Raw genomic sequence first — 26,954 nt, 5'->3', positions numbered from 1 at the left:
GCACACCATGCCTGTCATCGACGTCACCACCGATACCGACAACCTCACTCTGACGATCACCGCTCAATTCGCCGCACCGGTCGAGCGCGTGTGGGAGATCTACGCCGATCCCCGCCAGTTGGAGAAGATCTGGGGACCGCCGACGTACCCGGCGACGTTCGTCGAGCACGATTTCACACCGGGCGGCCGCGCCACGTACTACATGACCTCGCCCGAAGGCGACAAGTTCGGCGGATGGTGGGAGTTCCTCGCCGTCGACCCCCCGTCCTCGTTCACCTTCCGCGACGGCTTCGCCGACGCCGACCTCAACCCGGACGACTCGATGCCTGTCGGCGAGAACCACTACGCGTTCTCCGCGGCCGACGGCGGCACCCGCGCCGTGTACACCGCGACGTTCAGCAGCGCGGACGCACTCCAGCAGGTCCTCGACATGGGCGTCGTCGAAGGCTCGTCGAGCGCGATCAACCAGATCGACGAGCTCCTCGCCGCCTGAACGCTCGTTTGGTGCCTAACCCTCTCGTTGGTGTCAGTGGGTGACACCAATGGGAGGGTTAGTGGCACGAGAGTTATCCACAGATGCTGAGATGGCCTTTTCCTTGGCCACGCGGCTCGTCATGCTGTCGCTATGACGGGGGTACATGAGGGGTCGTTGGTCGCTGTCGCGAGCCTGCTCGCTGCGCAGGACGGAGTCATCGCGCGCCGGCAGGCACTCGAACACGGCCTGGACCCCAACGACATCCGACGGCTGATCCGACGACGTGAGTGGGCCGTGGTCTACCCGGGGATATACGTCGATCACACCGGCGAAATGACCTGGCGACAGCGCGCATGGGCGGCGGTGCTCGACGCGTATCCGGCGGCGCTCGGGCACACCTCGGCGCTGCCTGATCCCGGCTCGGTTATTCATATCGTCATCGACGAGAACCGGACTGTGAAGAGGCGGCGCGGGGTGGTGGCACATCGTCGGGCCGATCTCGGCACGTCCGTCCTGTGGAATTTGGGACCGCCACGTCTACGGGTAGTCGAAGCCGTTCTCGACGTGGCGTCGGCCGCCGCCACCCAGACCGACGCGATCGACGCGCTGACGAGTGCCGTGAATGCGCGCATCACTACGGCGGACCGACTACTCCACGCCCTGGCCGAACGGTCCAGGATTCGGTGGCGCACGTTCTTGCACGACGTCTTGATCGACATCCGCGACGGCACGTGCTCGGTTCTCGAGTACGGGTACCTCACCGACGTCGAACGACCCCACGGCCTTCCCAAGCCGATCCGGCAGGCACCGACGACCGTCGGACGAAAGGGCTTGCGCGATCTCGACTACCCGGACCACGACCTCATCGTCGAACTCGACGGGTGGCGATTCCACGACTCCGCCCAGGCCCGCGACCGTGACCTTGAACGAGATCTGGATGCGGCCATCTCCGCTGGCCGACTCACGCTCCGCCTCGGCACGGGACAAGTGTTCGGCCGACCGTGCGTCACCGCGCGCAAGTTGGCGAAGGCCCTTCACGACCGCGGGTGGCAGGGGCAGTTCAAAAGCTGCCCGAAATGCCACTAACCCTCCCATCGATGTCACCCACTGACACCAACGAGAGGGTTAGGCACCAACGAGAGGGTTAGAGCTCGACGTCGCGCTCTCGAGGCGCGCCGGCGCCGAGCTGCCAGGACTTCGCGGCGGCGAACTCGCGGAAGGCGACGAGCACGCCGACCAGGGCCAGAGCGGCGAAGCCGAAGGTCAGGACGCGAGCCGAGCCGACGACGTCGGGTCCGCCCAACGAGACGAGGACGCCAGCGATGGCGGAGCCGAATGCGTTGGCGATCAGCTGGCTGGTGTTGAGGCCCGCGGAAGCCTGCGCGGCCTCGGCGTCGTCGGTGCTCACGCGCATCCCGGCGGTGAACCAGTGTGAGATCGCCATGCCGATCCCGGTTCCGGCGAACAGCAGCGTCGCATACCAGCCGACGATCACCCAGACCGACGGATCGTCCACCTGCAGGAGCCCGTAGGCGGCCAGTCCGGCGCCCAGTATCAGCGGGCCCGCGACCCGGACGACGCGACGCATCTTCTCGCTCTCCGCGCCGCTGCTCGACAGCGTCCCGACAGTCCACCCCCACGAGATCGCGGCGCCGAGGAGCCCGGCGGCCAACGGGCCGAGGCCGCCGATCCGCTGACCGAACAGCGGGATGAACATCTCGATCGTCGACACCATTGCGAGGACGATGATGCCGAGGTAGATCCAGCGCAGCGGCGACCGGCCGCGGTAGGTCATCTCCGGCAGCACTCGGTTCGACGCGCCGCGTTCGTACAGGACGAACACCGCGCCCGCGGCCAGTGCGACCACCAGGAGGATCACGGTGGCTGCGCCGTCGACGATCGAGGCGATCGACACCGCGGCGGCCGCGCCCGTCAACAGCACGAGCGAACCCCACGGGACGCCGTCCGCCGACGCCTCCCCCGACCCGGCGGGCAGCGCTCGGAAGGTGAGGGCGATGAGACCGACGGCGATCACGGCGAGCAGTGCAAACGCGCCACGCCAGGCGCCGATCTGCGCGAAGAAGCCGCCGACGATCGGCCCGATCACGTTCCCGACACCCCACATCGCCGACATCAGCGCGATCGACCGCTGCCACAGACGTGCGGGCAGCACGGTGCGCACCACCGCGAAACCGAGGCCGACGAGCAGACCGCCCGCGAGCCCCTGAACGCCGCGCCCGATGAGCATCACGACCATCGTCGGCGAGAGGCCCGCGATCACGGTGCCCGCTGCGAAGCCCGCGAACCCGGCGACGTACGCCCACCGCGCACCGAATCGGGACAGCACCAAGCTGACCAGCATCGACGAGATGACCGATGCGACGAGGAACACCGTCATCGTCCACGAATAGAGCTCTTCGCCGCCGATGTCGGCGACGGCGTTCGGCAGCAGACTCGTCGTCAGATAGACGTTGATCGCATACAGGGCGACGCCGCCTGCGAGCACGACGACCGACGCCCGGTGCTCACGTGCGGCGAGTTCGGACCAGGAAGAAGCCAAGGTCGGCCGTCAGTCCAGGTCGTCGTGTCGGACGAGCTGGCGCGCCGCCTCGGCGACCGACCCGGACAGCGACGGGTACACCGAGAACGTGTTCGCGACCTCGGACACCTGCAGCTTGTTCTCGACCGCGAGTGCGATCGGCAGGATCAGTTCGGACGCATTCGGCGCGACGACGACGCCGCCGATCACCACACCCGTCGCGGGGCGGCAGAAGATCTTGATGAAGCCGCGGCGCAGACCGCTCATCTTGGCGCGCGGATTGGTCTTGAGCGGAAGCATGACGGTGCGCGCCGGGTACTCGCCCGCGTCGATCGCCTTCTGCGACACCCCGACGTTCGCGATCTCGGGCCGCGTGAAGATGGCCGATGCGACCGTCTTGAGTCGCAGCGGGCTGACGCCTTCGCCGAGCGAGTGATACATCGCGATGCGTCCCTGCATGGCGGCGACCGAGGCCAGCGGGAGCAGGCCGGTGCAGTCACCCGCGGCGTACACGCCCGGCACCGACGTGCGGCTCACCCTGTCGACGGTGATGTAGCCGTTGCGATCGACGTCGACGCCGGCCTCCTCCAGGTTCACGCCGTCGGTGTTCGGCACCGAGCCGACCGTCATCAGCACATGCGATCCGGTCACCTCCTTGCCGTCGGCGAGGTGGACGGTCGCCGAATCGGCGTCGCGCGTCACCCGATCGGCGCGGGCGTGCTTGATGAGCGTCACACCGCGCTCGGAGAACACGTCCTCCAGGACGAGAGCCGCGTCCTCGTCCTCGTGCGGCAGCACGCGATCGCGGCTCGACACGAGGGTCACGTCGACGCCCAGCTCGGTGTAGGCGTGCGCGAACTCGGCGCCGGTCACACCGGAGCCGACGATGATCAGGTGGTCGGGCAGTACTTCGAGGTCGTACAGCTGACGCCAGTTGAGGATGCGTTCGCCGTCGGGCACCGCGGTCGGCAGCACGCGCGGCGACGCACCGGTCGAGATGAGGACCACGTCGGCGTCGTACCGCTCTTCGGAGCCGTCGGGCAGCGTGGCGACGACGGTGTGCGCTCCGACTCCGGGCTGCGTCTTCGCGAGGTAGGCGCGGCCTGCGACGATCTTGACGCCTTCGCTGGTCAGGCGGGCGCGGATGTCGGCCGACTGGGCGAACGCGAGATCCTTCACCCGCTGATGGATGCGCGGGAGGTCGATCGCCGACGCGTCGACCTGCACGTGGACGCCGAGATCGCGGGCACGTCGCACGTCGGTGCGGATACCGGTGGACGCGATGAACGTCTTCGACGGCACACAGTCCCAGAGCACGCACGCACCGCCCGGGCCGTCCGAGTCGATCATCGTGATGTCGGCGCCGTATGCCGCTCCCGCCAGAGCCGCCTCGTAGCCCGCAGGGCCTCCGCCGATGATCACGATTCTGGACACTGTGACACTCTCCTATGACTGACTCTCGACGGGGCTGGCCATACAAACTTAGCCGGGTCACGGCTGCATCGCATCGCGCGAGCGCATAGGCTTGGCCCCGTGCCGATCTACGCCGCCTACGCCTCGAACATGGATCCCGCGCAGATGCTGCAGCGGGCGCCGCACTCCCCCATGTCATCGACCGGTTGGCTCAAGGGCTGGCGACTGACCTTCGCGGGCGACGACATCGGGTGGGAGGGCTCCCTCGCGACCGTCACCGAAGACCGTGACGACCGCGACGCCTGCGTCTTCGTGGTCCTCTACGACGTCCCCGCCGAGGACGAGAAGAACCTCGACCAGTGGGAGGGCACCGAACTCGGCGTTCACCGCAAGGTGCGGGCCCGCGTCGACACCACAGACGGCCCGGTTCTCGCCTGGCTGTATGTGATCGACGGCTACGAGGGCGGACTACCGTCGGCCCGATACCTCGGAGTCATGGCCGACGCCGCCGAGATCGCCGGTGCCCCAGCCGATTACGTCGAACGACTCCGTCTGCACGAGGCGCGCAACGTCGGACCAGGACCCGACGCGCCGCTCGACGACGACTGACTCCGGAAAGCGCCGCCTCCCGAAAACCGAGGCTCAGACACCGAGCGCGACCCCGGCCATGACGGCGATCCCGATTCCGATGGCGCGCTCGTCGATGTCGAAGTTCGGCTGGTGCAGATCGCACATCGGACCGGTTCCACTCCACACGCCCAGGCGCGCCATCGCACCGGGGACACGTTCGAGATACCAGGCGAAGTCCTCGCCGCCCGCCGACTGCGGGGTGTCGACGTCCGCGCCGGGACCGAGCGCCTCAACACTGCGTCGCATCAGCGCGACGCTGTCGGCGTCGTTCACCACGGGCGGCACACCGCGGAAGTAAGTGATGTCACACGCGACGCCGAGCGGTGCGGCGATCTCGCCGATCACGCTGCGCACCAACGGTTCCAGAAGTTGCCAGGTGTCGCGGTCTCCGGTACGGACCGTTCCCCGCATACGACCTTCCTGCGGGATCGCGTTCGGCGCGTTGCCCGCGTGCACCGCACCCCAGGTGACGACGGTGCCCGAACGGGGGTCGACGCGCCGCGACAGGACGCCGGCCACACCGGTGACGATCGCGCCCATCGCGTACACCAGATCGTTGGTCAGGTGCGGCCGCGAACTGTGTCCGCCCGGCCCGTGCAGGTGCACCTCGACGCGGTCCGCGGCCGACGTCAACGGACCGGCCCGCAGCCCGACGGAGCCCACCTGGATGTGCGGCTCGCAGTGGAGCGCGAAGATGCGGCTGAGTCCGTCGGCGACACCCGCGTCGATGGCGTCGAGCGCACCGCCGGGCATCACTTCTTCCGCAGCCTGGAACAGCAGCCGGACGCCGAAGGGCAGGCCGGCGCCGCGATCGATCTCGGCGAGCAGCGTTCCGACGCCCAGCAGGATCGCCGAATGCGCGTCGTGCCCGCACGAGTGCGAGACGCCCTCGTTACGAGACGCGAACGGCAACCCGGTCTGCTCGGGCACGGGTAGGCCGTCGAGGTCGGCGCGCAGTCCGATACGGGGCTTGTCGGTCGGCCCGAGGTCGCAGACCACCCCCGTGCCTTTGGGAAGCACGCGCGGTGACAGGCCCGCCTCGGTGAGGATGCGGACGACGGTCGCCGTCGTCTTCGTCTCCTGCATCGACAGCTCCGGCGACGCGTGGAGTTCCCGGCGCCACCCGATCGCGCGGTCGAGGTTGGCGTCGAGCCAGTCGGAGATGACGGGAAGCATCAGAGGAGGGTCGCCGGGGTCGGCGTGTTCAGATCCTCCAACAGCGGCAGACGCAGCCCGCGCTTGATCGTCGCCTGGTTGTCGCCGACCAGCGGGGTGCGCTCGCGGGCCACCTCACGCGCGCGCTCCAGGAGTGCGTCCGCCGCGACCGCCTCTTCGGCGATTCCCGCGGACACCGCGTCGTCGCCGCCGTACCGACGGCTCGTCAGCATCGCCTCGGTCGCGGTCGCATCGGGCGTCCGGGTCCGCACGAGTGCCGCCATGCCGCGGGTGAACGGCATGTTCAGCGCGGCTTCGGGGAGCGAGAAGAAGCCCCGGTCCGACCGCATGATGCGGTAATCAGCGCACAGCGCCAGCATCGCGCCCGCACCGAACGCGTGACCGTTGATCGCCACGATCACCGGCGCGGGGACGGTCAGGAACTTCACGTACAGCTGGTGCACGGTGTCCAGGTACGACGGCAGCTTGTCGCCGTTGGCGAACACGAAATCGGTGTCGAGGCCGTTGGTGAAGAACTTGCCGGTCGCCGACACGATCAGCGGCTTGCGGGCGGCGATCGCCTCGTCGACGAGCGCGGTGACCTGTTCGATCCACTCCAGCTGGAAACGGTTCTCCGGGTTCGCCTCGTCCAGTTCGGAGCCCTGCGCCCCCAGGTAGAGCTCGGCAGCGTCGTCGGTCACGTTCAAGTACGGCATAGCTGAAAACCTTATCTTAGGGTTGACCCATGGATCCGACCCTCGACCCCGAAGCCGCCGCAGTCGCGGCCGCCGACACCGTCGCCACCGAGACCGCTTGCCCCCGTCACGATGTGGCCGTCGTACTCGGATCGGGTTGGGCGCCTGCCGCTGCCGCGATCGGCACGCCGTCCGCCGAGGTCAGCATGCTCGACGTGCCCGGGTTCACCCCGCCGTCCGCGCAGGGGCACGCGGGCACCATCGCGTCGATCGACGTCGACGGGGTGCGGGTGCTGGTGATGCTCGGCCGCATCCACGCCTACGAGGGCCACGATCTGGCGCGCGTCGTGCACCCGATCCGGACCGCGGCCGCGACCGGCGCACACACCGTCGTGGTGACCAACGCAGCAGGCGGGATCCGGCCCGGCATGGCTGTCGGCGAGCCCGTCCTCATCGCCGACCAGATCAATCTGACCGGACGGTCGCCGCTGGCAGGCGCGCATTTCGTCAACATGGTCGACGCGTACTCGCCTGCCCTGCGCGACGCCGCGCGACGCATCGACCCCAGCTTGGCCGAAGGCGTCTACGCCGGACTGCCCGGACCCCAGTACGAGACGCCTGCCGAGATCGCGATGCTGGCCACCATGGGCGCCGACCTCGTCGGCATGTCGACGGTCCACGAGACGATCGCCGCGCGTGCCGCGGGCCTGGACGTGCTCGGCCTGTCCCTCGTCACCAACCTCGCCGCAGGCATCACCGGGGAGGCGCTCGACCACGCCGAAGTCCTCGCCGTCGGACGCGATTCGGCCGCCCGGATGGGCCGACTCCTCGCGTCGGTGGTCCGCGAGATCGGCAGTCGCTCCTGATGCTCGCGTTCGGCACCGCAGGCCTGCGCGGCCCCGTCCAGGACGGTCCGGACGGGATGAACGTCGCCACCGTGACACGCGCGACGGCGGGTCTCGCTGCCTGGCTCACCGCGAACGACCACGCGGGCGGGACCGTCGTCGTCGGACGCGATGCGCGCCACGGCTCCGAAGACTTCGCTGCAGTCACCCGAGAAGTGTTGGCCGCCAGCGGGTTCGACGTCGTCGCGCTCCCCGATCCGGGGCCGACGCCGCTCGTCGCGTTCGCGTGCCGGGCGCTCGGAGCAGTCGCAGGCGTCATGGTGACGGCCTCGCACAACCCGCCGGCCGACAACGGCTACAAGGTGTACCTCGACGGCGGAGCCCAGCTCGTCGAGCCCGCCGACCGCGAGATCGAGCAGGCGATCCGCACCGTCGGCGACGACGTTCCGCGCACGACCGTCGAGCCAGACGACCGCGCCCGCCGCGTCCGCGACGATTACCTCGCGAGGCTCCGCGTCCGGTTCCCGGCGACCGACGGCCCGGACATCCGCATCGCAGTGACCGCGATGCACGGCGTCGGCGGAGCCCTCGTCGTCGACGCGCTGCGGCAGGCGGGCTTCGACGACGTTCATCCGGTGCCCGCACAGTTCGCGCCCGACCCCGACTTCCCCACCGTCGCGTTCCCCAATCCCGAGGAGCCGGGAGCCGCTGACCTCCTCCTGGAGACCGCCGCACGGGTGGACGCCGACCTGGCGATCGCCCTCGATCCGGACGCCGACCGCTGTGCCGTCGGCGTCCGCGACGGTGCGGGCTGGCGGATGCTGACCGGCGACGAGACCGGTGCGCTCCTCGGTGCCGCGATCCTCGACGAGGCACTCCAGCGCGGCGGACCCGCTCCCGTCGTCGCGAGCTCGATCGTCTCCGGGACCCTGATGCACGACGACGCGCTGGCCCGCGGCGCCGACGCCCGCCGCACCCTCACCGGGTTCAAATGGCTTGTCCGAGCAGGTGAACCGCTCGTCTACGCCTACGAAGAAGCCATCGGCCACTGCGTCGACCCCGACGCAGTCCGCGACAAGGACGGCATCAGCGCGGCCGTTGCCTGCGCGCGGATCGCACAGGACTGGGCGGTCCGCGGCGGATTGGCTGCCGCCCTCGACCGGCTCGCACAGCGCCGCGGCGTCTACGTCACCGCGCAACGCTCCCTCCGGTTCGACGACCCGGCCCAGATCGCGTCGTTCATGGCGACGTTGCGCACCAACCCGCCGAAGGTCCTCGTCGGGTTCGACGTGACCGTCGACGACTATGCGGTCCGCGGCGACGGGCCGCGGACCGACGGGGTGGAGTTGGTGGGGTCTCGACTTCGCTCGACCGGCGGAGAGGGGTCTCGACTTCGCTCGACCGGCGGAGGGGGCTCGACCGGCGGGGTGGCGCAGACACTTCGGGTCTTCGTGCGGCCGAGCGGGACCGAACCCAAAGTGAAGATCTACGGACAAATGACGAGGCCCTACCCGGGCACTAGTGTTGAGCGCATACGCGCCGACGCGTCGGGGGAACTCCAGCGAGCGCTGGACGACGTCGCGACCGTCGAACTCAGGGAGGACCCCAACCGATGACCTACCCGATGCCGCCGCACGGCCCGAAACGCTCGCCGTTCGCGTCGCCTGCCGTGCTCGTCGCCATCGTCGTCGGCGTCCTCGTGCTGATCGGCGGTGTCGCAGGCGCATTCGTCTACGCGAACTCGCAGTCCGACGAGACCGACACCGCTGCTCCCGCGAGTCAGTCCGAGACCAATCAGGATCGGCCCTCGCAGTCGACGGTCACCGTCACCCAGCCGCCGTCGCAGGCTCCCACCACACCGCAGCAGACCGCCGCACCCGCACCGACAACGGCGCATTCATCGCCGTCGGTGTCCGGCGCCACCTGGCAGGGCTTCGTCGGATCGTCGGCACAGTGCAACGCCGACGACGCTGCGGTCTTCATCGGCTACACCGACCGGTCCCAGGTCGTCATCTGCCAGGTCGGCTCGCAAGAGGGTCGCAACTACTACAAGGGGGCCGCCGACGGCGGATCCGTCGAGATCGGCTACCCCAGCCGGTCGGGAGACGTGTTCACGGCCGTCAACGGCGGCACCACCTACCAGGTCAGCACGTCGTCGCTGCTCATCACCGAACCCGACGGGACCCCGCACGTCGAGACCATGATTCAGGCGTGGGTCGACTGACTGCGCATACGCCAGACGACGACGGTCGACACCGCCATCACCGTGACCACCGGCCACAGTGCTCCGTCGCCCCACGCGGAGTAACCCCACGCGCCGAGCAGTGAACCCGCGGCCAACGCCGCCCAGAGGCTGAGGTAGCGGATCCACAGCCACCGCGGTCCGCCGAGCAAAGCCATTCCGAGCCGTTGCGCAGCCTTCACCAGGGTTCCGGTCATGTAGGTGACGCCGATCGCCACCTCGCCGTCGCGCAGGAAGGTCGCGTTCATGACGCCCATCGCGACCGCCACGATGAGGATCGGCGGAAACGGCGCCGCGGACCACATGCCGAGTGCGGCGGCGAGCGCGACGAGCAGAGTCGATGCGGCGAGCACGGTGACCCGCCCGTCGCGATACTGCGCGAGCATCGATCCGGCGACGGCTCCGATGAAGAACAGGCCGACGAGCCCGACGGCGTGCCAGGCGACGCCCCACCCGACGTCGACGACCTCCGCCGACATCCGAGTGGTGTTGCCGCTCATGAACGACACGAAGTATCCACCGAGATCGAGGAAGCCGATCGCGTCGAGTCCGCCCGCGATCGCGGCGAGAACTATCGCGAGCATCCACTCGCGGCGCCGTACGTTTTGCATTCGGTTAGCGGGGCCCGAACTGCCGGTCGCCCGCGTCGCCGAGCCCGGGAACGATGAACGACGCGTCGTCGAGGCCGTCGTCGACGGCGCCGATCACCACCCGCAGCCGATGGTCGCTGGCCTCGAGAGCCGCGAGCCCCTCGGGAGCTCCGACGACGCACACCGCGGTCATGTCGCGAGCGCCACGCGCGGCGAGCAGGTCGAGGGTGTGGATCAGCGACCCGCCGGTCGCGAGCATCGGGTCGAGGACGTAGACCGACTGCTGGGACAGGTCTTCGGGCAGCGACGCGAGGTATTCGAACGGCAGCGCGGTCTCCTCGTCGCGGGCGACGCCGACGAAGCCGATGCGTGCGTCGGGCACCACGTCGAGTGCAGCGTCGAGCATGCCGAGGCCCGCGCGCAGCACTGGCACGAACACCGGCTGCGCCGTGAGCCGCGCACCCGGAGCGACACCGACGGGAGTCCTCACGTCGATCTCGTCGACGCGCACGTCGCGCAGGGCCTCGTAGACGAGCATCGAGGAGAGCCGCGAGAGCGCGCTGCGGAACGCCGAGTTGTCGGTCCGTTCGTCCCGCAGGATGGTCAGCCAGGTTCGCGTCACCGGATGGTCGACGACGCGGACGTCGAAAGTGGAGGCGGTCGTCATGGGGAGAAGTGTAAGCCGCGAGCCGAACGGGGGCGCAGGGGTCACGTGCGGGCTCAGGTGTGCGGCCGGTAGAAGCCCTCGAACGACTGTCCGGCGTTGTTCGTGTACAGCGGGGTGATGCCGACCGGGTCGCCACCCGTCTCCACGTATTGGCCGTTCCCGGCATACATCGCGACATGTCCGGACCAGACGGCGAGATCGCCCGGCATCAAGTCCGACTGGGACACCGCGTACCCGGCGGTGTCCTGATCCTGTGCGAGACGCGGGAGGTCGACGCCAGCCTGCTGATACGCCCACTGCGTCAATCCGCTGCAGTCGAAGCCGTCGGTGCTCGTCCCGCCCCACACGTACGGGGTGCCCTGGACGCTGAGCGCGGCGCGGACGGCGGTCGCCGCTCGCTCGTTCGGCGCGTACACCGTCGATCCGTCGGGCAGCACGATCTTGGTGCCCTCCCCACCGACAGCGGCCGACTGCGCTCCGGTCCCCGAGACACCCGTCACGTCGGCGGGCGCGTTGTGCCTGCCGAGCGCAACCGTGTCGGCTTCGAGCTCGGTCTGCGCGGTCTGGACCACCTGCACTCCGCGTGCGATGTGGTCGAGCGCCAGCGGGACCAGAGTCGCCAGACCGGCGGGCGTCGCGATCGCGGGCACCGCCGACGCCGCGGACACGAACGAGTCGACGAGAGCGTTGAGCGCGGTGTTCGCGGTCCGCACGTGTCCCGCCGCCGACTCGATGGTGGTCGCGACGTCGACTCCGGCCTGACCGACCGCGGAATCGGCGGACGCGAGCGTCTTCGCCGTCGACGATGCGGCCTGTCCCCCGGCGCCGTGCCATCCGGCGTCCACTGCGGCGACCGTGCGCGTCGACTCGTCTGCCGCCGCGCCGAGCGTCGTCTGCGCCTGCCCGAGAGCCGTCGTCGCACCGGGCGGAAGCACACCGGTCCCCAGCACCGACACGAGCATCTTGAGCGGTGCGATCAGCAGCGCGGCGCTCATACCGCCACCGCCCGAGCTCCGGCCTCATCGCAGTCGCAGTAGGCGCGCGAGGCGTCGGCGGTCTTCGACGACGTCGTCGAATGCGCGGTGCGCAACGTGTCGAGCGTGCGGGTGCGTTGCGCGCCGACCTCGGCGAGTGCGGACAGGAATCCCGCTCCGATCAGACCGAAGGTCGCGGCGAGCGTCCCCGTGTCGATGCGTTCGGCGTTCGCCTGCGTCGCCACCTGGTCGGCGGCCCGCTGCTGGGTGCCCGTCGCCTGACCGACCGCTGTTGGTTCAACTGTGACTGTCTTCATACTCAGTCAGACGCAGCAGACGAGCGTCCGGTTCCATCGGCGTCGGCGTGTCGCGGCGAAACGACTCGGGCCGTTCCTCAGCCGAACGTGAACGTGTAGACGGCGACGCCGTCGGGGACGTCGAACGTCAGCGTGCGGTCGCGGTCGCCGCCGTCGGCCAGCCGGTACAGGCGCGGAACGCCCGACACGTCGACACTGCGATCGGGGCGCCCGTCCTGGTGGACCACGACACGACCCGACCCGGCGAGCACGGCGTTCACATCGTCGGCGGTGCTCACCAAGCGAACCCGCGCGCCCGAGCGTGCGATCACCGACTCGTCGGTCACCTCGAATCGGCCCGACAGGCTGAACGTGTCGGCGGGCTGCGAGTCGCCGAAGGTGAAGTCACCGGTGCCGACCTCGAGCGCGTCCGATCCCGCGTACGACGCCGCGGACCGGCCCGGTGACAGGTACATCTCCGGCGACTGCGCACCGGTCGGCACGGCGTCGTCCTTGGTGTCGACCGGAGCAGGCAGCGTCACGTTCGGGTTCGCGTCCTTGAGGAGAGTCCGGATGTCGGCCTCCACCTCGTCGTACCGTCCTTCGCCGAAGCTGGCTGCGCGGATCTCACCGCGCCCGTCGATCAGGTACTTCGCCGGCCAGTACCGGTTGGCGAAGGCGTTCCAGATCGCATAGTCGTTGTCCTGCACCACCGGGTAGTCGATGTGCTCGTCGCCGATCGCCGCCGCGACGTTGCCGCCGTCCTTCTCGAACGCGAACTCAGGGGTGTGCACGCCGACCACCACAAGGCCTGCGTCGCGGTACGCGTCGTACCAGCGGCGCACGTGTGGACCGTCGCGCAGACAGTTGATGCACGAGTACGTCCAGAAGTCGACGAGGACCACCTTGTTCGCGAGGTCGGCCCGGGTCAGCGGCGCACCGTCGGCGGTGTTGAACCACGTGCCGCCGCCGTCGAATCCCGGTGAGGTGCCACAGTCGGCGAGACCGGAGCCCTCCCCGATGCACGCCCCGGCGCCACCGGTGTCGCGCCCCAATGCGGTGTCCACGGCGTCCGACTGCGACAGCGCACGATCGGCGGCCGCCGTGTATCCGGGCAGCGCGGCCTGCAGGCGCGCGGGCGCGTCGAAAGCGAGTGCCACGGCCAGCGCGATCAACACGACGCCGCCGATGGTCCGGAACGTGCGCTGCCGACTCCGGTAGGCGGCGAGCCGACGGCCCAACCGCTCGCCCGCCGCCGCGAACACCGCGAGCGGCAGGGCCGCACCGACGGCGAAGGCAATCGTCAGAACCACGGTGCGCCAACCGATCTGGCCTGTCGCGCCGGCCACTGCGATCGCGGCGAGGACGGGTCCCGCGCATGGCACGTACAGCGTGCCCAATCCGATGCCGAGCAGGTACGGTCCGCCCTTCTCCGACGGCTTGGTCCATGCCGGGATCCGCGCGAACGGTCGCTCCAGCGCGTGCGCGATCGGCGGAACGACGAGTCCGACGCCGATCGCCACCAACAACACGATGCCCGTCCACCGCAGAAACGAGTCGGGCAGGCCGAGCGCGCTCAGGAGCAGTGTCCCGAACAGCGAGATCACGCTGAAGCTGGTCACGATGCCCGCGATGATGAGCGGCGTGCGCAGACGACTCCTCGGCGGAGCCTTCGGCGGCGCGAGGGTCGTCGTGCCCGCCGCGCTCGGATCCCCTTCTGGTGCACCCGCTGTCACGGTGCGTCCCGATCCGCCCGTCACGAACACGATGGGCAACATCGGCAGCACACACGGCGACACACCCGTCACCAGTCCACCGGCCAGCCCGACCAGAATCACCGACAGCACGACGTCTCCTCCGTTTCGCGGACCCACATCGTGTGAGCCCCTACATCTGGAGTTCGACGCGGCGCGGCCCGCGGATGGGTCGCGCATCCGCCTCAGTCGACGGGGCGATTCAGTCGACGGGGAACGACACCACCATCGACGACGTCGGCTCCGGCGAGCCGTCCATCGGCTCCACCGACAACCCGACGTCCACCGGCGTGCCCATCTCGGTCATCATCACCGACGACTTGTCGCCTGCCCGCACCACTCCGGCGCTCTTGACCTGATCGTCCACCGTGATCCACACCTGGTAGCCCATGTTCGGATCGACGCCGGGCAGTCCGTCTACGGACACGACCGTCGCCCGCATGGACGGTGAGTACATCGCGGCGACCGATCCGTCGCCGACCTCACCGGTCGCCTTACGCATGTCCGGGGCCGCGAGCACCTGGTTCATGGTGTCGTCCTGCGAGGTCGAGGGCTGCGCGATGGCGGGTTGCGCGTCGTCCCGGTGGTTCGCCCAGACGACGACGGACACGCTGACGACGACGGCCACCGCGGCGGCGACCACGACGGCGGCGAATGCTGCGGGCGACCATCTCCGTCGCTGCGGCTCGTCGTCGACCGCAGCCAGGACCCGACTGCGCAGGTCGTCGTCGACGGCCTCCTCCTCGACCGACAACGACGCTGCGGTCTCGGTCAGCGCGTCCAGTTCGGCGCGGCATTGCGCACATCGGTCGACGTGACGCATCAGACGTCGTCGTTCGACGTCGTCCACAGCGTCAACCGCGAGAGCGCCGAGCAGGTCGACGGGATGGTCGTCAGATTTCGATGCCATTTCTCACAGACCTCCCATGCAGGTGCGGAGCCGTTGCAGGCCGTCGCGGATCCTCGTCTTCACCGTCGCCGGGTTCACCGCGAGATCGCCCGCGACCTCCCCATACGTGCGACCCCCGAAGTAGGCGAGGTCGATAGCCTCGCGCTGTTTGGTCGTCAGTCCGTCCAAGCAGCGGCGGACGCGGCGGGCCTCGTCGCGGTCGACGGCCGACTCGCTGACAGTGTCGTATCCGGTCGGTCTGCGCGCCTCATATGCCAGGTCTCGGCGAGCGGCAGCCGAGTCGTGACGGACGGTGTCGACCGCGCGGCGATGAACCAGCGTCGTCACCCACGTCGTCGCGGAACCGCGTGAACGGTCGAAGGTCGACGCCGTCCGCCACACCTGCAGCCACGCGTCCTGCACTACTTCCTCGGCCAGCGGCCGGCTCACCACGACGCGGCGCGCGAGGGCCAGGCAGCGTGGCGCGAGCAGGTCGAACAGTTCGGCGTACGACGCTTTGTCGCCCGCCGCGACCCGTTCGAGCAGTTCGTCGGGTGCCGCGCGGGTGTCGGTCTCGTCCACAGATCTCACATCCTTGATTCGATGCCGCGCCGTCTACGGATCGGTGCGAGATCTCCACCCATCCGTCGCCGGTCCGGCTCCGAACCACAGGTTAGATGGCGCGGTCCGCGCGCCGTCACCCGAGGAGAGGTCACACCATGTCGAATACGAGTCCGGTTCTGTCCAAGGCACGTCGCCCAGTGGCAGGCGGGTTGCTGGCGGCGGCCGCGGCGCTCGCGTTTCTCACCGCGTGCGGCGACGGCGACGACAACGACGCGCCTGCGTCCGGCGAGATGAGTCCGACGAGCGAGATGATGGCGCCGTCCGACACGATGGCACCCGATTCCATGTCCCCGTCCGACTCGATGACACCGTCCGACTCCATGTCCCCGTCCGACCCGATGTCACCTGCGCCGATGTCACCGGAAGACGGTATGGAGAACTGATTTCGGCTGCTCCGGTCCCCCGCCTCTGCTCCCGATCCACGGATCGTCGGCGCCGTAGAGGCGGGGGCGGTGAGCAGGATCAACCGAACATGACTACGCTCTGTGGGCATGGCCGGAGACATTGTCCCCATTGAACTCGGACTCACCGAAGGAAACCTGTTCACTCTATGGGCCCCGCGCTGGCGCGAGGGCGACGACGAGTGGGAGGCCTTCCTTGGGCTCGACGAGGATCTGTACGTTCTCGACTCCGTTGCGGAGCTCGCCGCCTTCGTGCGCGCTGATGACGACAACGACCTCGCCGATCACCCCGCGTGGGACACCATCAGGAAGCTTCAGGCCGATGAACTCGTCCCCGACGACCGTCACTCGTACGACCTGATCGGTGTGCCCGAGCTGGCCGCTGAGGACCCGAAGCCCGAGGTGGTCGCCGAACTCGAGGACGCTCTCGAGATCGTGCGGATAATCGGCGAGGTCTGCGACCTGACTCCGATCGTCAAGTTCTTCACCGGCAACCCGATTCTCGGTGCGGTGGCAGTCGGGACCAACAACTTCTCCGGCCGCGACGGCATCGACCAGTGGGTTCGTATCGGCCGCATCATCGCCAAGCACTGGGACGACGTGATCGACGCACTCGACGACGTCGTGTCCAAGCCGAAGGTCGACTCGAGCGCCGTCGAGGCAGCCGACGTCGAACTCGCTGCGGCCGCATCGGCCGAGGACGAGGACGAGCCCGACGAGGACATCGACGAGTTGGACGGCGACGAGGGCGTCGACGACGAAGACGAGGACTCGGATGAGGACGACGAGGACGAAGTCGAGGAAGACGACTTCTGGGCCGCTGTCGGCATCGACCCGATCCGCATCTACACGGATGCAGGCGAATTCCTGACGCTGCGCTGCTACCTCGGCGACGACCCGCTGTTCCTCGGCGCGAAGGGCCAGATCTTCGGTTTCGGCTCCGAGCGTGCGCTGACCCGCTTCCTGGCGAGCAACTCCGACCACGACCTCGCCGAGCTCTCGACCTTCGCGGACGTGCGGAGCGCGGCCGAGACCGCCGAGATCGAGTACCAGGTGTTGCCGGAGAACGTGTACGCGCTGCAGGGCATCGACGAGGACATCCTCGACGGCCCGCGCCGCGTCGAATCGCGCCAGATGGACCTGGCCGTGGAGTTGCTGACCGACGCCGCCGACTACGCGGACATCGAGACGGTCAACGAGACGCTGGCGTCGACCACCCCGCTCGGCTGGTTCGCCGACTACGCGATCAACCCGGATCCCAAGCGTCTGGCCCCGTCCGGCCCGTACGACAACGAAGCCGAGGAGTGGCGCGCACTGGTCCACGACTTCGAGGACCGACTCACCAAACGCGGATAGAGATTTCTCTCAACGTTTGCGCTCGAAGGTGTCCTCAGGACACCTTCGAGCGCAAACGTTTTGATTTCTACCCCATCAACACTCGGAAGCCAGGTTTGATGACGTCGTCGATCAGTGTCAGTCGCTCCCCGAACGGGATGAACGCCGATTTCATCGCGTTGACGGTGAAGCGTTCGAAGTCGGCCCAGCCGTAACCGAACTGCTTGTGCAGCACCATGAACTCACGGCTCATGGTGGTGTCGCTCATCAAGCGGTTGTCGGTGTTGACGGTGACGCGGAAGCGGAGCCGCGCCAGCTTGTCGAAGGGGTGGTCGGCGATCGATGCGACTGCCCCGGTCTGCACGTTGCTGCTCGGGCACAGTTCGAGGGGAATCCGCTTGTCGCGCACATAGTTCGCGACTCGTCCGAGGATCGCGCCGTCGAGACCGTCGCTCAGATCGATGTCGTCGGTGACGCGGACGCCGTGCCCGAGCCGGTCGGTGCCGCAGAACGCGATCGCCTCGTGGATGGACGGCAGCCCGAACGCTTCACCTGCGTGGATCGTGAAGTGCGCGCACTCGGCGCGCAGGTAGTCGAAGGCGGCCAGGTGACGGCTCGGCGGGTTGCCGGCCTCGGCTCCTGCGATGTCGAACCCGACCACTCCGCGGTCGCGGAAGCGGACCGCTAGTTCGGCGATCTCGCGTGACCGCGCCGCGTGCCGCATCGCGGTGACCAGGCAGCCGACGACGATGCCCTGGCCGTCTGCGCGCGCGGCCTCCCGCCCCGCCTCGAATCCGGCGAGGACTGCTTCGACGACCTCGTCGAGCGTCAACCCGCCTTCCAGGTGCTGTTCGGGCGCGAACCGGATCTCGGCGTACACGACGCCGTCGGCGGCGAGGTCCTCGACGCATTCGCGCGCGACCCGCTCGAGCGCGGCCGCCGTCTGCATAACCCCGACCGTATGAGCGAAGGTCTCCAGGTATTTCTCCAGTGACCCGCTGTCGGCCGCGGTCCGAAACCAGTCGGCCAGTTCGACGGCGTCGTCCGCCGGCAGCTTGTCGTATCCGGTCTCCCTCGCGATCTCGAGGATCGTCGACGGCCGCAGGCCCCCGTCGAGATGGTCGTGCAGAAGTACCTTGGGCGCCAACCGGCATTCTTCGACGGTGATCATGGCTCGACCGTATCTGCCCGCGCCCGCATCCGCTGGTCGAGCGGTCCCATGCTGGTCGAGCGGAGTCTGTTGAGACAGCTTCGCTGGTCGAGCGGAGTCGAGGCCCTCGCACAACGGATCTCGACTCCGCTCGATCAACGAGGGCGGGGCTCGATCAACGAGGGCGGGGCTCGATCAACGGGGAGGCAACTCGATCAGCGGGGGGCTTGGCCCCACCACGAACGGATGACACCACCCGGTCAACCCGCCGCCACGCAGGCGTCGCCGAGAATTCCATTTCCGCCGCTACCGTCACCGCCATGACCTCACGTCTCACCCGCTTCGCCGTCGCCGCTGTGACCGCGGCGATCGCCGCCGGAACCGCCGTCGCCGGCCCTGTCCATGCAGCGCCCTCCGAGAACAAGAGTGTGGAGCTTCAGTCGCACCGCGGTGGGCGCGGCGAGCACACCGAGGAGTCGCTGTACGGCTTCGCGCGGTCGTTGGAGCTCGGGGTCACCACGCTCGAACTCGACGTCGTGATGACGAAGGACTCGGTGCCGATGCTCTGGCACGACCCGGAGATCCAGGCCGACAAGTGCAGCGACACCCTGCCCGCGTTCCCCGGCGACCGCCAGTTCCCGTATGTCGGCAAAGACGTCCACGATCTGACTCACCGACAGATCCAGACGCTGATCTGCGATAAGCGCCTGGCCGACTTCCCCGAGGCGAAGCCAGTCCTCGGCAACCGCATCGCGACGCTCCCCCAAGTGTTCGACTTGGCGGCGAAGTACAAGAACAACCGCGTCCGCTTCAACATCGAGACCAAGATCGAAGCCGAAGACCGCGCGCGGAGCGCGAAGCCAGCCGTCTTCGTCTCGTCGATCCTCCGCGAGGTCCGCAAGGCGCACCTGACGAACCAGGTCGAGATCCAGAGCTTCGACTGGCGCAGCCTCCCGTTGGTTCACGCGCAGGCGCCGAACATCCCGCTCGTCGCCCTCTACGACGACACCACGTGGAAGCCGAAGTCCGCGTGGCTCGGACCCGCGAGCTTCGAGCGCTCCGGCGGTGACGTCGTCGCCGCCGCCAAGTCGGCAGGCTTCGACATCCTCTCGCCCGCGTTCAAACTGTCCGACAGCAAGCTCGTCGACCGCGCCCACGCTGCCGGCCTCCGCGTCATCCCGTGGACGGTGAACGAGAAGTCCGACATGCGCAAGCAGTTGTCGTACGGCGTCGACGGCCTCATCACCGACTACCCGACGCGCCTGCGGTCAGTGTTCAAGGCCGAAGGCATCCCGCTCCCGAAGTCGTACCGGCAGCGCTGATCGAACCCGATCTCGACTCCGCTCGATCAACGGGAACCAGCCCTCAACGCGACGGAAACATTCCCACACGGCGCACCCACACGCTGGTCGAGCGAAGTCGAGACAACTGGCGCACAGCGGATCTCGACTCCGCTCGATCAACGGGAAAGCGGCTCGATCAACGGGGAAAGCGGGCTCGATCAACGATGAAAACGGACGCGATCAGCGGGTCACGCGACCGAGCAACCGCGAGCCGGGACTCGGCGCGGAGTCGGCGATCACGGCAGCGTCGGCCAACCGCGAGACTGCACGATCGAGGCGGGACTCGTCGTCGAACGACAGCGTGAACAGCGGGTCGCCCGACCGGATCTCGTCACCGACACCGACGTGCCAGGTGACGCCAGCAGCATAGGAGACGGAGTCCCCCGGACGTGAGCGACCGGCGCCGAGGAGCCACGCAGCCTCGCCGACAGCCAGAGCATCGAGTTCGGCCAGCCGACCGTCGGCCTCCGCAGCGATCACATGCGTGTGCCGAGGAGCAGGCAGCGGAGCATCGGAGTCGCCGCCCTGACCGGTGATCATCGCGCGCCAGGTGTCCATCGCACGACCGTTGCGCAGGTTCTCGGCCGGATCGACGTCGCCGAGACCGCCGGCGTCGAGCATCTCGCGGGCCAACGCGAGCGTCAGTTCCACCACGTCCGACGGCCCGGCACCGGCGAGGACCTCCAACGATTCGGCGACCTCGACGGCGTTCCCAGCCGTCCGCCCGAGGGGCGACGACATGTCGGTGAGCAACGCTCTCGTGTCGACGCCTGCGTCCGAACCCAACTCGACCATGGCGCGCGCCAACTTGTCGGCGTCGTCGCGGTTTTTCATGAACGCACCGGATCCGACTTTGACGTCGAGGACCAGCGCACCGGTGCCCTCGGCGATCTTCTTGCTCATGATGCTGGCCGCGATCAGCGGGATCGACGCGACCGTCCCGGTCACGTCGCGCAGCGCGTACAGCTTGCGGTCGGCCGGCGCGAGGTCGGCGGTGGCGGCGCACACGACGGCTCCGACCTCCCGCAGTTGGGCCCGCATCTCGTCGACGGTCAGGTCGGCGCGCCATCCCGGAATCGACTCGAGCTTGTCGAGCGTCCCACCGGTGTGGCCGAGGCCCCGGCCCGACAACTGCGGCACGGCCAGCCCGTAGGACGCGACCAACGGCGTCAGCGGCAGCGTGATCTTGTCGCCGACGCCGCCGGTCGAGTGCTTGTCGACGGTACGCAGTCCGGAGAGGTCCAGCCGGACGCCGGAGTCGACCATCGCCGCCGTCCAGTCGGCGATCTCGCGTCTCCCCATCCCGTTGAGCACGATCGCCATCAGCAGCGACGACATCTGCTCGGGTGCGACGTCGCCCGCCGTGTACGCCGCGATCACCTCTCGGATCTGGTCCGTGGACAGTTCGCCGCCGTCGCGTTTGGTCGCGATCACCGCGATCGGGTCCATCACTGCCCCCGCACCCGATCGAGGTCGGCCGGACCGAACGCGTCGGGCAGCAGGTCGCCGAGCGGACGCGGGCCGTCCACGCCGTCGACGAGCAGCTCGGGTCCGCCGAACTCGAGCAGCACCTGTCGGCACCGTCCACACGGAGTCAGCGTGCGCCCGTCGCCGTCGCACACAGAGACGCCGACGAGCCGCTTACGACTGTCTCCTCCGAGTCCTTCAAGAGAACCTTGGGAAACACCGACTGAGACCAAAGCCACTTCCGCACAGAGACCTAGACCATATGAGACATTCTCCACATTGGCTGCGGTGATCAATTCACCTTCCGCGGTGATAGCGGCTACGCCGACCGGAAAGCGAGAGTACGGGGCATACGCCCTGGTCATTGCGGTTGTCGCCGCATTCCGAAGAACATCGAACTCGATGTGCGTCACATTTCCCTCTCACCGAACCGTCGAATACAAAAGGTAAGGCATACCTAATGATTTTTAAGGACCCTGATCACATTGTTCGGGCAATTCACGATAGGCCTCAGCATAGGTTTAAAGTCAGGTGCGATGGGTCCCGCTGCGTCGCCCCGCGACCGCCCCGAGACACCTGCAACTGACAACGACTTTGGAGGCGTAGTTTCGCGATGAGCACCCCCACCGAGGTCGCACCTGCACCGGTGCGCAAACGATCTCTCTATCGAGGTGACCCAGGAATGTGGTCGTGGGTGCTGCACCGCATCACCGGCGTCTCCATTTTCTTCTTCCTCTTCGTGCACGTCCTCGACACGGCCGTCATCTCGGTCAACGAGAACACGTACACGGAGATCATCGAGACCTATAAGACGCCGCTCATCGGCCTCATGGAGATCGGTCTCGTCTTCTGCGTGCTCTACCACGCACTGAACGGCGTGCGCGTCATCCTGGTCGACTTCTGGGGCAAGGGCGCGAAGTACCAGCGCCAGATGCTCTGGACGATCCTGACCGTCTTCGCCATCGTGTTCATCGCTGCTGCCGCTCGCCTGCTGCAGCTCCTGTTCACCCACGCGTTCTAGGACCGGGAGAAAACAATGACTGAAGTCAAGACACTCGGTACCGAGTACGACCGTCCGGCCAGCCTGGACAACCCCCGCAGCCCCCGCCCCCGCAAGGGCGGCAACTTCGAGAAGTACGCGTGGATGTTCATGCGCTTCTCGGGCATCGCCCTGATCATCCTGACCTTCGGCCACATGTTCATCATGCTGATGGTCGACGACGGTGTGCACCGCATCGACGCCAGCTTCGTCGCCGATCGCTGGAAGCAGCCGTTCTGGCAGGTCTGGGACCTCTTCATGCTCTGGCTCGCCGAGATCCACGGCGCCAACGGTGTCCGCACAATCATCGCCGACTATTCACGCAAGGACAGCACCCGCTTCTGGCTCAACGTGCTGCTCGGCCTCTCGATGATCTTGATCCTCGTGTTGGGCACCTACGCGATCCTCACCTTCGGCCGCAGCTAAGGAGTTTTGAGAAACACCATGCAGGAACATCGCTATGACGTCGTCATCGTCGGCGCGGGTGGCGCAGGAATGCGTGCGGCCATCGAGGCCGCGCCCCGCGCCCGCACCGCAGTGCTGACCAAGCTCTACCCGACTCGCAGCCACACCGGCGCGGCTCAGGGCGGCATGTGCGCCGCGCTGGCCAACGTCGAAGAAGACAACTGGGAGTGGCACACCTTCGACACGGTCAAGGGCGGCGACTACATCGTCGACCAGGACGCCGCCGAGATCATGGCCAAAGAGGCCATCGACGCGGTGCTCGACCTGGAGAAGATGGGTCTCCCCTTCAACCGCACGCCTGAGGGCCGGATCGACCAGCGTCGTTTCGGTGGCCACACCCGCGATCACGGCAAGGCTCCGGTCCGCCGCGCCTGCTACGCCGCCGACCGCACCGGCCACATGATCCTTCAGACGCTGTACCAGAACTGCGTCAAGCACGACGTCGAGTTCTACAACGAGTTCTACGCACTCGACGTCAACATGACGACCGACGAGAACGGCGAGCCCGTCGCCAACGGCGTCGTCGCCTACGAGTTGGCCACCGGCGAGATCCACGTCTTCCATGCGAAGTCGATCGTCTTCGCCACCGGCGGCTCGGGTCGCATGTACAAGACGACGTCCAACGCCCACACCCTCACCGGTGACGGCATGGGCATCGTCTTCCGCAAGGGACTCCCCCTCGAGGACATGGAGTTCCACCAGTTCCACCCGACCGGCCTCGCCGGCCTGGGCATCCTGATCTCCGAGGCGGTCCGAGGCGAGGGCGGCATCCTCCGCAACGCCGACGGCGAGCGCTTCATGGAGCGCTACGCCCCCACCATCAAGGACCTCGCGCCGCGTGACATCGTCGCCCGCTCGATGGTCCTGGAGGTCCTCGAAGGTCGCGGCGCCGGCCCGAACAAGGACTACGTCTACATCGACGTGCGTCACCTCGGCGAGGACGTTCTCAACGAGAAGCTCCCCGACATCACCGAGTTCGCGCGCACCTACTTGGGCGTCGACCCGGTCACCGAGCTCGTCCCGGTGTACCCGACCTGCCACTACGTGATGGGCGGCATTCCGACCAACATCAACGGCCAGGTGCTCGGCAACAACGAGCAGGTCGTCCACGGGCTGTTCGCCGCGGGCGAGTGCGCCTGCGTCTCGGTGCACGGCGCCAACCGTCTCGGCACCAACTCGCTGCTCGACATCAACGTGTTCGGTCGCCGCGCGGGCATCGCCGCCGCGGAGTACGCGTCCACCGCGTCGTTCACCCAGTTGGAGGAGACGCCGACCGCGATGGTCGACGAATGGCTCGCAGGCCTGCTCTCCGAGCACGGCAACGAGCGCGTCGCCGACATCCGCACCGAACTGCAGCAGACCATGGACAACAACGCGTCGGTGTTCCGCACCGACGAGACGTTGAACCGGGCGCTGACCGATGTGCGCGCACTCAAGGAGCGGTACAACCACATCCGCGTCCACGACAAGGGCGTTCGGTTCAACACCGACCTCCTCGAGGCCGTCGAGCTCGGGTTCCTGCTCGAGCTGGCCGAGGTGACCGTCGCCGGTGCGATCAACCGCAAGGAGTCGCGCGGCGGTCACGCCCGCGAGGACTTCCCGAAGCGCGACGACGAGAACTTCATGGTGCATACCATGGCGTACAAGAAGGGTAAGGGTCTGCTCACGGACATCGAGCTCGACTACAAGCCCGTCGTCCAGACCCGCTACGAGCCGATGGAGCGTAAGTACTGATGACTGCCACTTTGGAGAATCCAGCGACCAGCGAGCCGCCGCTGCCCGCGGTCCCCGACGAGGCGACCATGGTCACGCTGAAGATCTACCGGTTCAACCCGGAAGATCCCGACGCGCAGGGCTTCGAGAGCTTCCGCGTCCCGGCGTTGCCGACCGACCGTCTGCTCAACCTGCTCCTCTACGTGAAGGGCTACCTGGACGGCTCGCTGACCTTCCGCCGCAGCTGCGCCCACGGCGTGTGCGGCTCAGACGCAATGCGAGTCAACGGCGTCAACCGCCTCGCCTGCAAGCTCCTCATGAAGGACTTCCTGCCGAAGGACGGATCGAAGGAGATCACGATCTCCATCGAGCCGATCAAGGGCCTCCCCGTGGAGAAGGACCTGGTCGTCGACATGGAGCCGTTCTTCGACGCGTACCGCGCGATCAAGCCGTTCCTGATCACCTCGGGCAACGAGCCGACCGCCGAGCGTCTGCAGAGCCAGGCCGACCGCGCCCGCTTCGACGACACCACCAAGTGCATCCTCTGTGCTTGCTGCACGACGAGCTGCCCGGTGTTCTGGAACGAGGGCTCGTACTTCGGTCCGGCCGCGATCGTGAACGCGCACCGCTTCATCTTCGACAGCCGTGACGAGGCAGCCGCCGAGCGACTGGACATCCTCAACGACGTCGACGGTGTGTGGCGTTGCCGCACCACGTTCAACTGCACCGACGCATGCCCTCGCGGCATCCAGGTGACGCAGGCGATCCAGGAAGTCAAGCGCGCCCTGATGTTCTCGCGCTAAACCGCAGACCTTTCTCTGCAGCCCCGAGAGAGCCCCGACCGTTCGGTCGGGGCTCTCTCGTCTGGGTCTCGACCGGCGGTAGGGGTCTCGACTCCGCTCGACCGGCGGAAAGGACTCGACCCCCGCAGCTGGTTGAGCCGGTGAGGAGCGCAAGCGACGAGCCGTGTCGAAACCCGGCGGGGTAGCCTCGTACGCGATGTCCAGTTCATATGCCCGAAAAGTCGCGACCGTGCTCACCGCGGGGTTGGTCGCCGTCGCGCTGGCGCTGCCGGGCGGCGTCGCACACGCCGACCCGGGGTTCGTGCCCGCACCGCACGCGGACACGGCGGGCTGTCCGCACAAGGAGCACACGCCGCCTGCGGTCGACACGTCCGAGGCCGTCGCGCCGGGCGCCACGACCCCCACTCCCCTGGCGGTCCCAACGCCCGCGGTCGGCGGCGAGGCGTTGGCCGGGTGCGACATCGTCGCCGACCCGGCAGCCGGACCGCTGCCCGCGAACCTGACGAGTGCGGGCTGGCTCATCGCCGACCTCGACAGCGGCGACGTGATCGCCGCCAAGGATCCGCACGGACGGTACCGCCCGGCGTCGACCATCAAGGTGCTCCTCGCGGCGACGGCCCTCGACGAGTTGGACCTCGAGAAGACGGTCACCGGAACCGTCGAGGACTACCAGACCGAGGGCGACTCCTGCGGCATCGGGCCGGGCGGCACGTACACGGTGCGCGACCTGCTGACGGGTCTCGTCATGGTGTCGGGCAACGACTGCGCCAACGCCATCGCCCGCGAACTCGGCGGCTACGACGAGACGCTCGCGAAGATGAACGCGAAGGCCGCAGCGCTCGGCGCGAAGGACACCCGGGCGGCCAGTCCGTCGGGTCTCGACGCCGCGGGCATGTCGACGTCGCCCTACGACGAGGCGCTGATCTTCCGTCACGCGATGAGCGACGACACGTTCCGGCACATGATCTCCCTGCCGACCTACGAGTTCCCCGGCTTCCCACCGTTGGCGGACGTTCCGGGCGACAAACCGCACCCCGGGTACACGATGGGCACCAGCAATTCGCTTCTGCGCGACGGCTATCCCGGCATGCTCGGCGGCAAGACCGGTTACACGGACGACGCTCTCAAGACGTTCGTCGGCGCCGTCGAACGTGACGGGCGGACCCTCGTCGTCGTCCAGATGTACGGCGTCAACCAACTCGACAACCTGTACTCGGACCAAGCGGTCCGCATTCTCGACTACGGGTTCGCCGCGCCTGCGGGCACGTCCGTCGGGACGCTCGTCGACCCGGAGTCGTCCGACCACACGGACACGCACGCCGCTGACCACCAGGACGACGCCGCGCCGCACTGGGCGGCCTGGGCGCTCGTCGGGTTCGCCGTCGTCGCGCTCGGAGCGGCCGGCGTGCTCCTGCGCCGGAGGCGACGGCGCGGCTAGCTCGCGCGGGTC

28 protein-coding genes are annotated in these 26,954 nt (G+C 68.2%); 14 read left to right on the top strand and 14 right to left on the bottom strand.

Features of this window, described 5'->3' with window-relative positions; all coding sequences use genetic code 11:
• Positions 1 to 7 precede the first annotated feature (7 nt).
• Both L5G32_RS09665 and L5G32_RS09660 read left to right on the top strand, forming a co-directional pair.
• Positions 8 to 493 carry an SRPBCC family protein gene (locus tag L5G32_RS09665; RefSeq protein ID WP_237010823.1) on the top strand — a complete coding sequence of 162 codons (486 nt, stop codon included), beginning with the start codon at positions 8 to 10 and terminating at the stop codon, positions 491 to 493.
• Between the two features lie 132 nt (positions 494 to 625).
• Entirely contained in the window at positions 626 to 1,561 is a 936-nt protein-coding gene (locus tag L5G32_RS09660) for a type IV toxin-antitoxin system AbiEi family antitoxin domain-containing protein (RefSeq protein WP_237010822.1), read from the top strand.
• A gap of 58 nt (positions 1,562 to 1,619) precedes the next feature.
• Here the strand turns inward: L5G32_RS09660 and L5G32_RS09655 are convergent, their stop codons facing one another.
• The gene (locus L5G32_RS09655; RefSeq protein ID WP_237010821.1) at positions 1,620 to 3,035 is read right to left on the bottom strand and encodes an MFS transporter; all 1,416 of its coding nucleotides are present in this window, start codon (positions 3,033 to 3,035) and stop codon (positions 1,620 to 1,622) included.
• 9 nt (positions 3,036 to 3,044) lie between these two features.
• The gene (locus L5G32_RS09650) at positions 3,045 to 4,448 is read right to left on the bottom strand and encodes an NAD(P)H-quinone dehydrogenase (protein ID WP_237010820.1); all 1,404 of its coding nucleotides are present in this window, start codon (positions 4,446 to 4,448) and stop codon (positions 3,045 to 3,047) included.
• Between the two features lie 99 nt (positions 4,449 to 4,547).
• Here L5G32_RS09650 and L5G32_RS09645 point away from each other — a divergent pair, with 99 nt between their 5' ends.
• Positions 4,548 to 5,036 (top strand): gamma-glutamylcyclotransferase family protein, encoded by a 489-nt coding sequence (locus L5G32_RS09645; protein WP_237010819.1) that lies wholly within the window; start codon positions 4,548 to 4,550, stop codon positions 5,034 to 5,036.
• Positions 5,037 to 5,069: 33 nt separating this feature from the next.
• Here the strand turns inward: L5G32_RS09645 and L5G32_RS09640 are convergent, their stop codons facing one another.
• Both L5G32_RS09640 and L5G32_RS09635 read right to left on the bottom strand, forming a co-directional pair.
• Positions 5,070 to 6,233 carry an amidohydrolase gene (locus L5G32_RS09640; RefSeq protein ID WP_237010818.1) on the bottom strand — a complete coding sequence of 388 codons (1,164 nt, stop codon included), beginning with the start codon at positions 6,231 to 6,233 and terminating at the stop codon, positions 5,070 to 5,072.
• Positions 6,233 to 6,928 carry an enoyl-CoA hydratase/isomerase family protein gene (locus L5G32_RS09635; protein WP_237010817.1) on the bottom strand — a complete coding sequence of 232 codons (696 nt, stop codon included), beginning with the start codon at positions 6,926 to 6,928 and terminating at the stop codon, positions 6,233 to 6,235. The genes L5G32_RS09640 and L5G32_RS09635 overlap by 1 nt, the downstream gene beginning before the upstream one ends.
• A 29-nt stretch (positions 6,929 to 6,957) precedes the next feature.
• Here L5G32_RS09635 and L5G32_RS09630 point away from each other — a divergent pair, with 29 nt between their 5' ends.
• The 3 genes from L5G32_RS09630 to L5G32_RS09620 are packed head-to-tail and all read left to right on the top strand — an operon-like array spanning position 6,958 to position 9,976.
• Positions 6,958 to 7,773, top strand: a complete 816-nt coding sequence (locus L5G32_RS09630) for a purine-nucleoside phosphorylase (protein WP_237010816.1) — start codon at positions 6,958 to 6,960, stop codon at positions 7,771 to 7,773.
• Positions 7,773 to 9,368, top strand: a complete 1,596-nt coding sequence (locus L5G32_RS09625; RefSeq protein ID WP_237010815.1) for a phospho-sugar mutase — start codon at positions 7,773 to 7,775, stop codon at positions 9,366 to 9,368. Before L5G32_RS09630 ends, L5G32_RS09625 begins: the two co-directional genes overlap by 1 nt.
• On the top strand, positions 9,365 to 9,976 hold the full coding sequence (locus L5G32_RS09620) for a hypothetical protein (RefSeq protein ID WP_237010814.1): 612 nt from the start codon (positions 9,365 to 9,367) through the stop codon (positions 9,974 to 9,976). Before L5G32_RS09625 ends, L5G32_RS09620 begins: the two co-directional genes overlap by 4 nt.
• Here the strand turns inward: L5G32_RS09620 and L5G32_RS09615 are convergent.
• The 7 genes from L5G32_RS09615 to L5G32_RS09585 all read right to left on the bottom strand — a co-directional run bounded on the left by L5G32_RS09615 (position 9,958) and on the right by L5G32_RS09585 (position 15,746).
• Complete coding sequence (locus L5G32_RS09615) at positions 9,958 to 10,605, bottom strand: YoaK family protein (RefSeq protein WP_237010813.1); 648 nt, start codon at positions 10,603 to 10,605, stop codon at positions 9,958 to 9,960. The two genes, L5G32_RS09620 and L5G32_RS09615, sit on opposite strands and share 19 nt — an antisense overlap.
• Before the next feature lie 4 nt (positions 10,606 to 10,609).
• On the bottom strand, positions 10,610 to 11,251 hold the full coding sequence (gene upp / locus L5G32_RS09610; RefSeq protein ID WP_237010812.1) for a uracil phosphoribosyltransferase: 642 nt from the start codon (positions 11,249 to 11,251) through the stop codon (positions 10,610 to 10,612).
• Between the two features lie 53 nt (positions 11,252 to 11,304).
• The gene (locus L5G32_RS09605; protein WP_237010811.1) at positions 11,305 to 12,246 is read right to left on the bottom strand and encodes a C40 family peptidase; all 942 of its coding nucleotides are present in this window, start codon (positions 12,244 to 12,246) and stop codon (positions 11,305 to 11,307) included.
• A complete protein-coding gene (locus L5G32_RS09600; protein WP_237010810.1) occupies positions 12,243 to 12,542 on the bottom strand; it encodes a type VII secretion target in 300 nt (99 codons plus the stop codon). Before L5G32_RS09600 ends, L5G32_RS09605 begins: the two co-directional genes overlap by 4 nt.
• A gap of 77 nt (positions 12,543 to 12,619) precedes the next feature.
• Entirely contained in the window at positions 12,620 to 14,368 is a 1,749-nt protein-coding gene (locus L5G32_RS09595) for a cytochrome c biogenesis protein DipZ (RefSeq protein ID WP_237010809.1), read from the bottom strand.
• A 109-nt stretch (positions 14,369 to 14,477) separates the two neighbouring features.
• Entirely contained in the window at positions 14,478 to 15,185 is a 708-nt protein-coding gene (locus tag L5G32_RS09590) for an anti-sigma factor (RefSeq protein ID WP_237010808.1), read from the bottom strand.
• Positions 15,186 to 15,188: 3 nt separating this feature from the next.
• On the bottom strand, positions 15,189 to 15,746 hold the full coding sequence (locus tag L5G32_RS09585; protein WP_237010807.1) for a sigma-70 family RNA polymerase sigma factor: 558 nt from the start codon (positions 15,744 to 15,746) through the stop codon (positions 15,189 to 15,191).
• 137 nt (positions 15,747 to 15,883) lie between these two features.
• Between L5G32_RS09585 and L5G32_RS09580 the strand changes: the two genes are divergently transcribed.
• On the top strand, positions 15,884 to 16,171 hold the full coding sequence (locus L5G32_RS09580; protein ID WP_237010806.1) for a hypothetical protein: 288 nt from the start codon (positions 15,884 to 15,886) through the stop codon (positions 16,169 to 16,171).
• 108 nt (positions 16,172 to 16,279) lie between these two features.
• A complete protein-coding gene (locus L5G32_RS09575; RefSeq protein ID WP_237010805.1) occupies positions 16,280 to 17,545 on the top strand; it encodes a SatS C-terminal domain-containing protein in 1,266 nt (421 codons plus the stop codon).
• A 67-nt stretch (positions 17,546 to 17,612) separates the two neighbouring features.
• Here L5G32_RS09575 and L5G32_RS09570 read toward each other — a convergent pair whose 3' ends face one another.
• The gene (locus L5G32_RS09570) at positions 17,613 to 18,695 is read right to left on the bottom strand and encodes an adenosine deaminase (protein WP_237010804.1); all 1,083 of its coding nucleotides are present in this window, start codon (positions 18,693 to 18,695) and stop codon (positions 17,613 to 17,615) included.
• A 299-nt stretch (positions 18,696 to 18,994) separates the two neighbouring features.
• On the opposite strand from L5G32_RS09570, the gene L5G32_RS09565 reads away from it, so the two are divergent.
• Positions 18,995 to 19,996 carry a glycerophosphodiester phosphodiesterase gene (locus L5G32_RS09565; protein WP_237010803.1) on the top strand — a complete coding sequence of 334 codons (1,002 nt, stop codon included), beginning with the start codon at positions 18,995 to 18,997 and terminating at the stop codon, positions 19,994 to 19,996.
• 201 nt (positions 19,997 to 20,197) lie between these two features.
• On the opposite strand, the gene L5G32_RS09560 is transcribed toward L5G32_RS09565, so the two are convergent.
• Together L5G32_RS09560 and L5G32_RS09555 are read right to left on the bottom strand one after the other, a co-directional pair.
• A complete protein-coding gene (locus L5G32_RS09560; protein WP_237010942.1) occupies positions 20,198 to 21,466 on the bottom strand; it encodes a thymidine phosphorylase in 1,269 nt (422 codons plus the stop codon).
• The gene (locus L5G32_RS09555; protein ID WP_308192028.1) at positions 21,466 to 21,897 is read right to left on the bottom strand and encodes a cytidine deaminase; all 432 of its coding nucleotides are present in this window, start codon (positions 21,895 to 21,897) and stop codon (positions 21,466 to 21,468) included. The genes L5G32_RS09560 and L5G32_RS09555 overlap by 1 nt, the downstream gene beginning before the upstream one ends.
• Before the next feature lie 200 nt (positions 21,898 to 22,097).
• Here L5G32_RS09555 and sdhC point away from each other — a divergent pair, with 200 nt between their 5' ends.
• From sdhC to L5G32_RS09530, 5 genes are all read left to right on the top strand, one after another.
• Entirely contained in the window at positions 22,098 to 22,505 is a 408-nt protein-coding gene (gene sdhC, locus L5G32_RS09550) for a succinate dehydrogenase, cytochrome b556 subunit (RefSeq protein WP_237010802.1), read from the top strand.
• A 15-nt stretch (positions 22,506 to 22,520) separates the two neighbouring features.
• Positions 22,521 to 22,949, top strand: coding sequence for a succinate dehydrogenase hydrophobic membrane anchor subunit (locus L5G32_RS09545; RefSeq protein ID WP_237010801.1), 429 nt, complete (start codon positions 22,521 to 22,523; stop codon positions 22,947 to 22,949).
• 18 nt (positions 22,950 to 22,967) lie between these two features.
• On the top strand, positions 22,968 to 24,722 hold the full coding sequence (gene sdhA / locus L5G32_RS09540; protein WP_237010940.1) for a succinate dehydrogenase flavoprotein subunit: 1,755 nt from the start codon (positions 22,968 to 22,970) through the stop codon (positions 24,720 to 24,722).
• Complete coding sequence (locus L5G32_RS09535) at positions 24,722 to 25,504, top strand: succinate dehydrogenase iron-sulfur subunit (RefSeq protein ID WP_237010800.1); 783 nt, start codon at positions 24,722 to 24,724, stop codon at positions 25,502 to 25,504. The genes sdhA and L5G32_RS09535 overlap by 1 nt, the downstream gene beginning before the upstream one ends.
• A gap of 196 nt (positions 25,505 to 25,700) precedes the next feature.
• On the top strand, positions 25,701 to 26,942 hold the full coding sequence (locus tag L5G32_RS09530) for a D-alanyl-D-alanine carboxypeptidase (RefSeq protein WP_237010799.1): 1,242 nt from the start codon (positions 25,701 to 25,703) through the stop codon (positions 26,940 to 26,942).
• Positions 26,943 to 26,954: the final 12 nt, after the last annotated feature.

Origin of the sequence: Gordonia zhenghanii (assembly GCF_021738965.1) — a bacterium.
Lineage (GTDB): Bacteria > Actinomycetota > Actinomycetes > Mycobacteriales > Mycobacteriaceae > Gordonia > Gordonia zhenghanii.
This window is presented reverse-complemented; position numbering and strand designations above follow the sequence as displayed.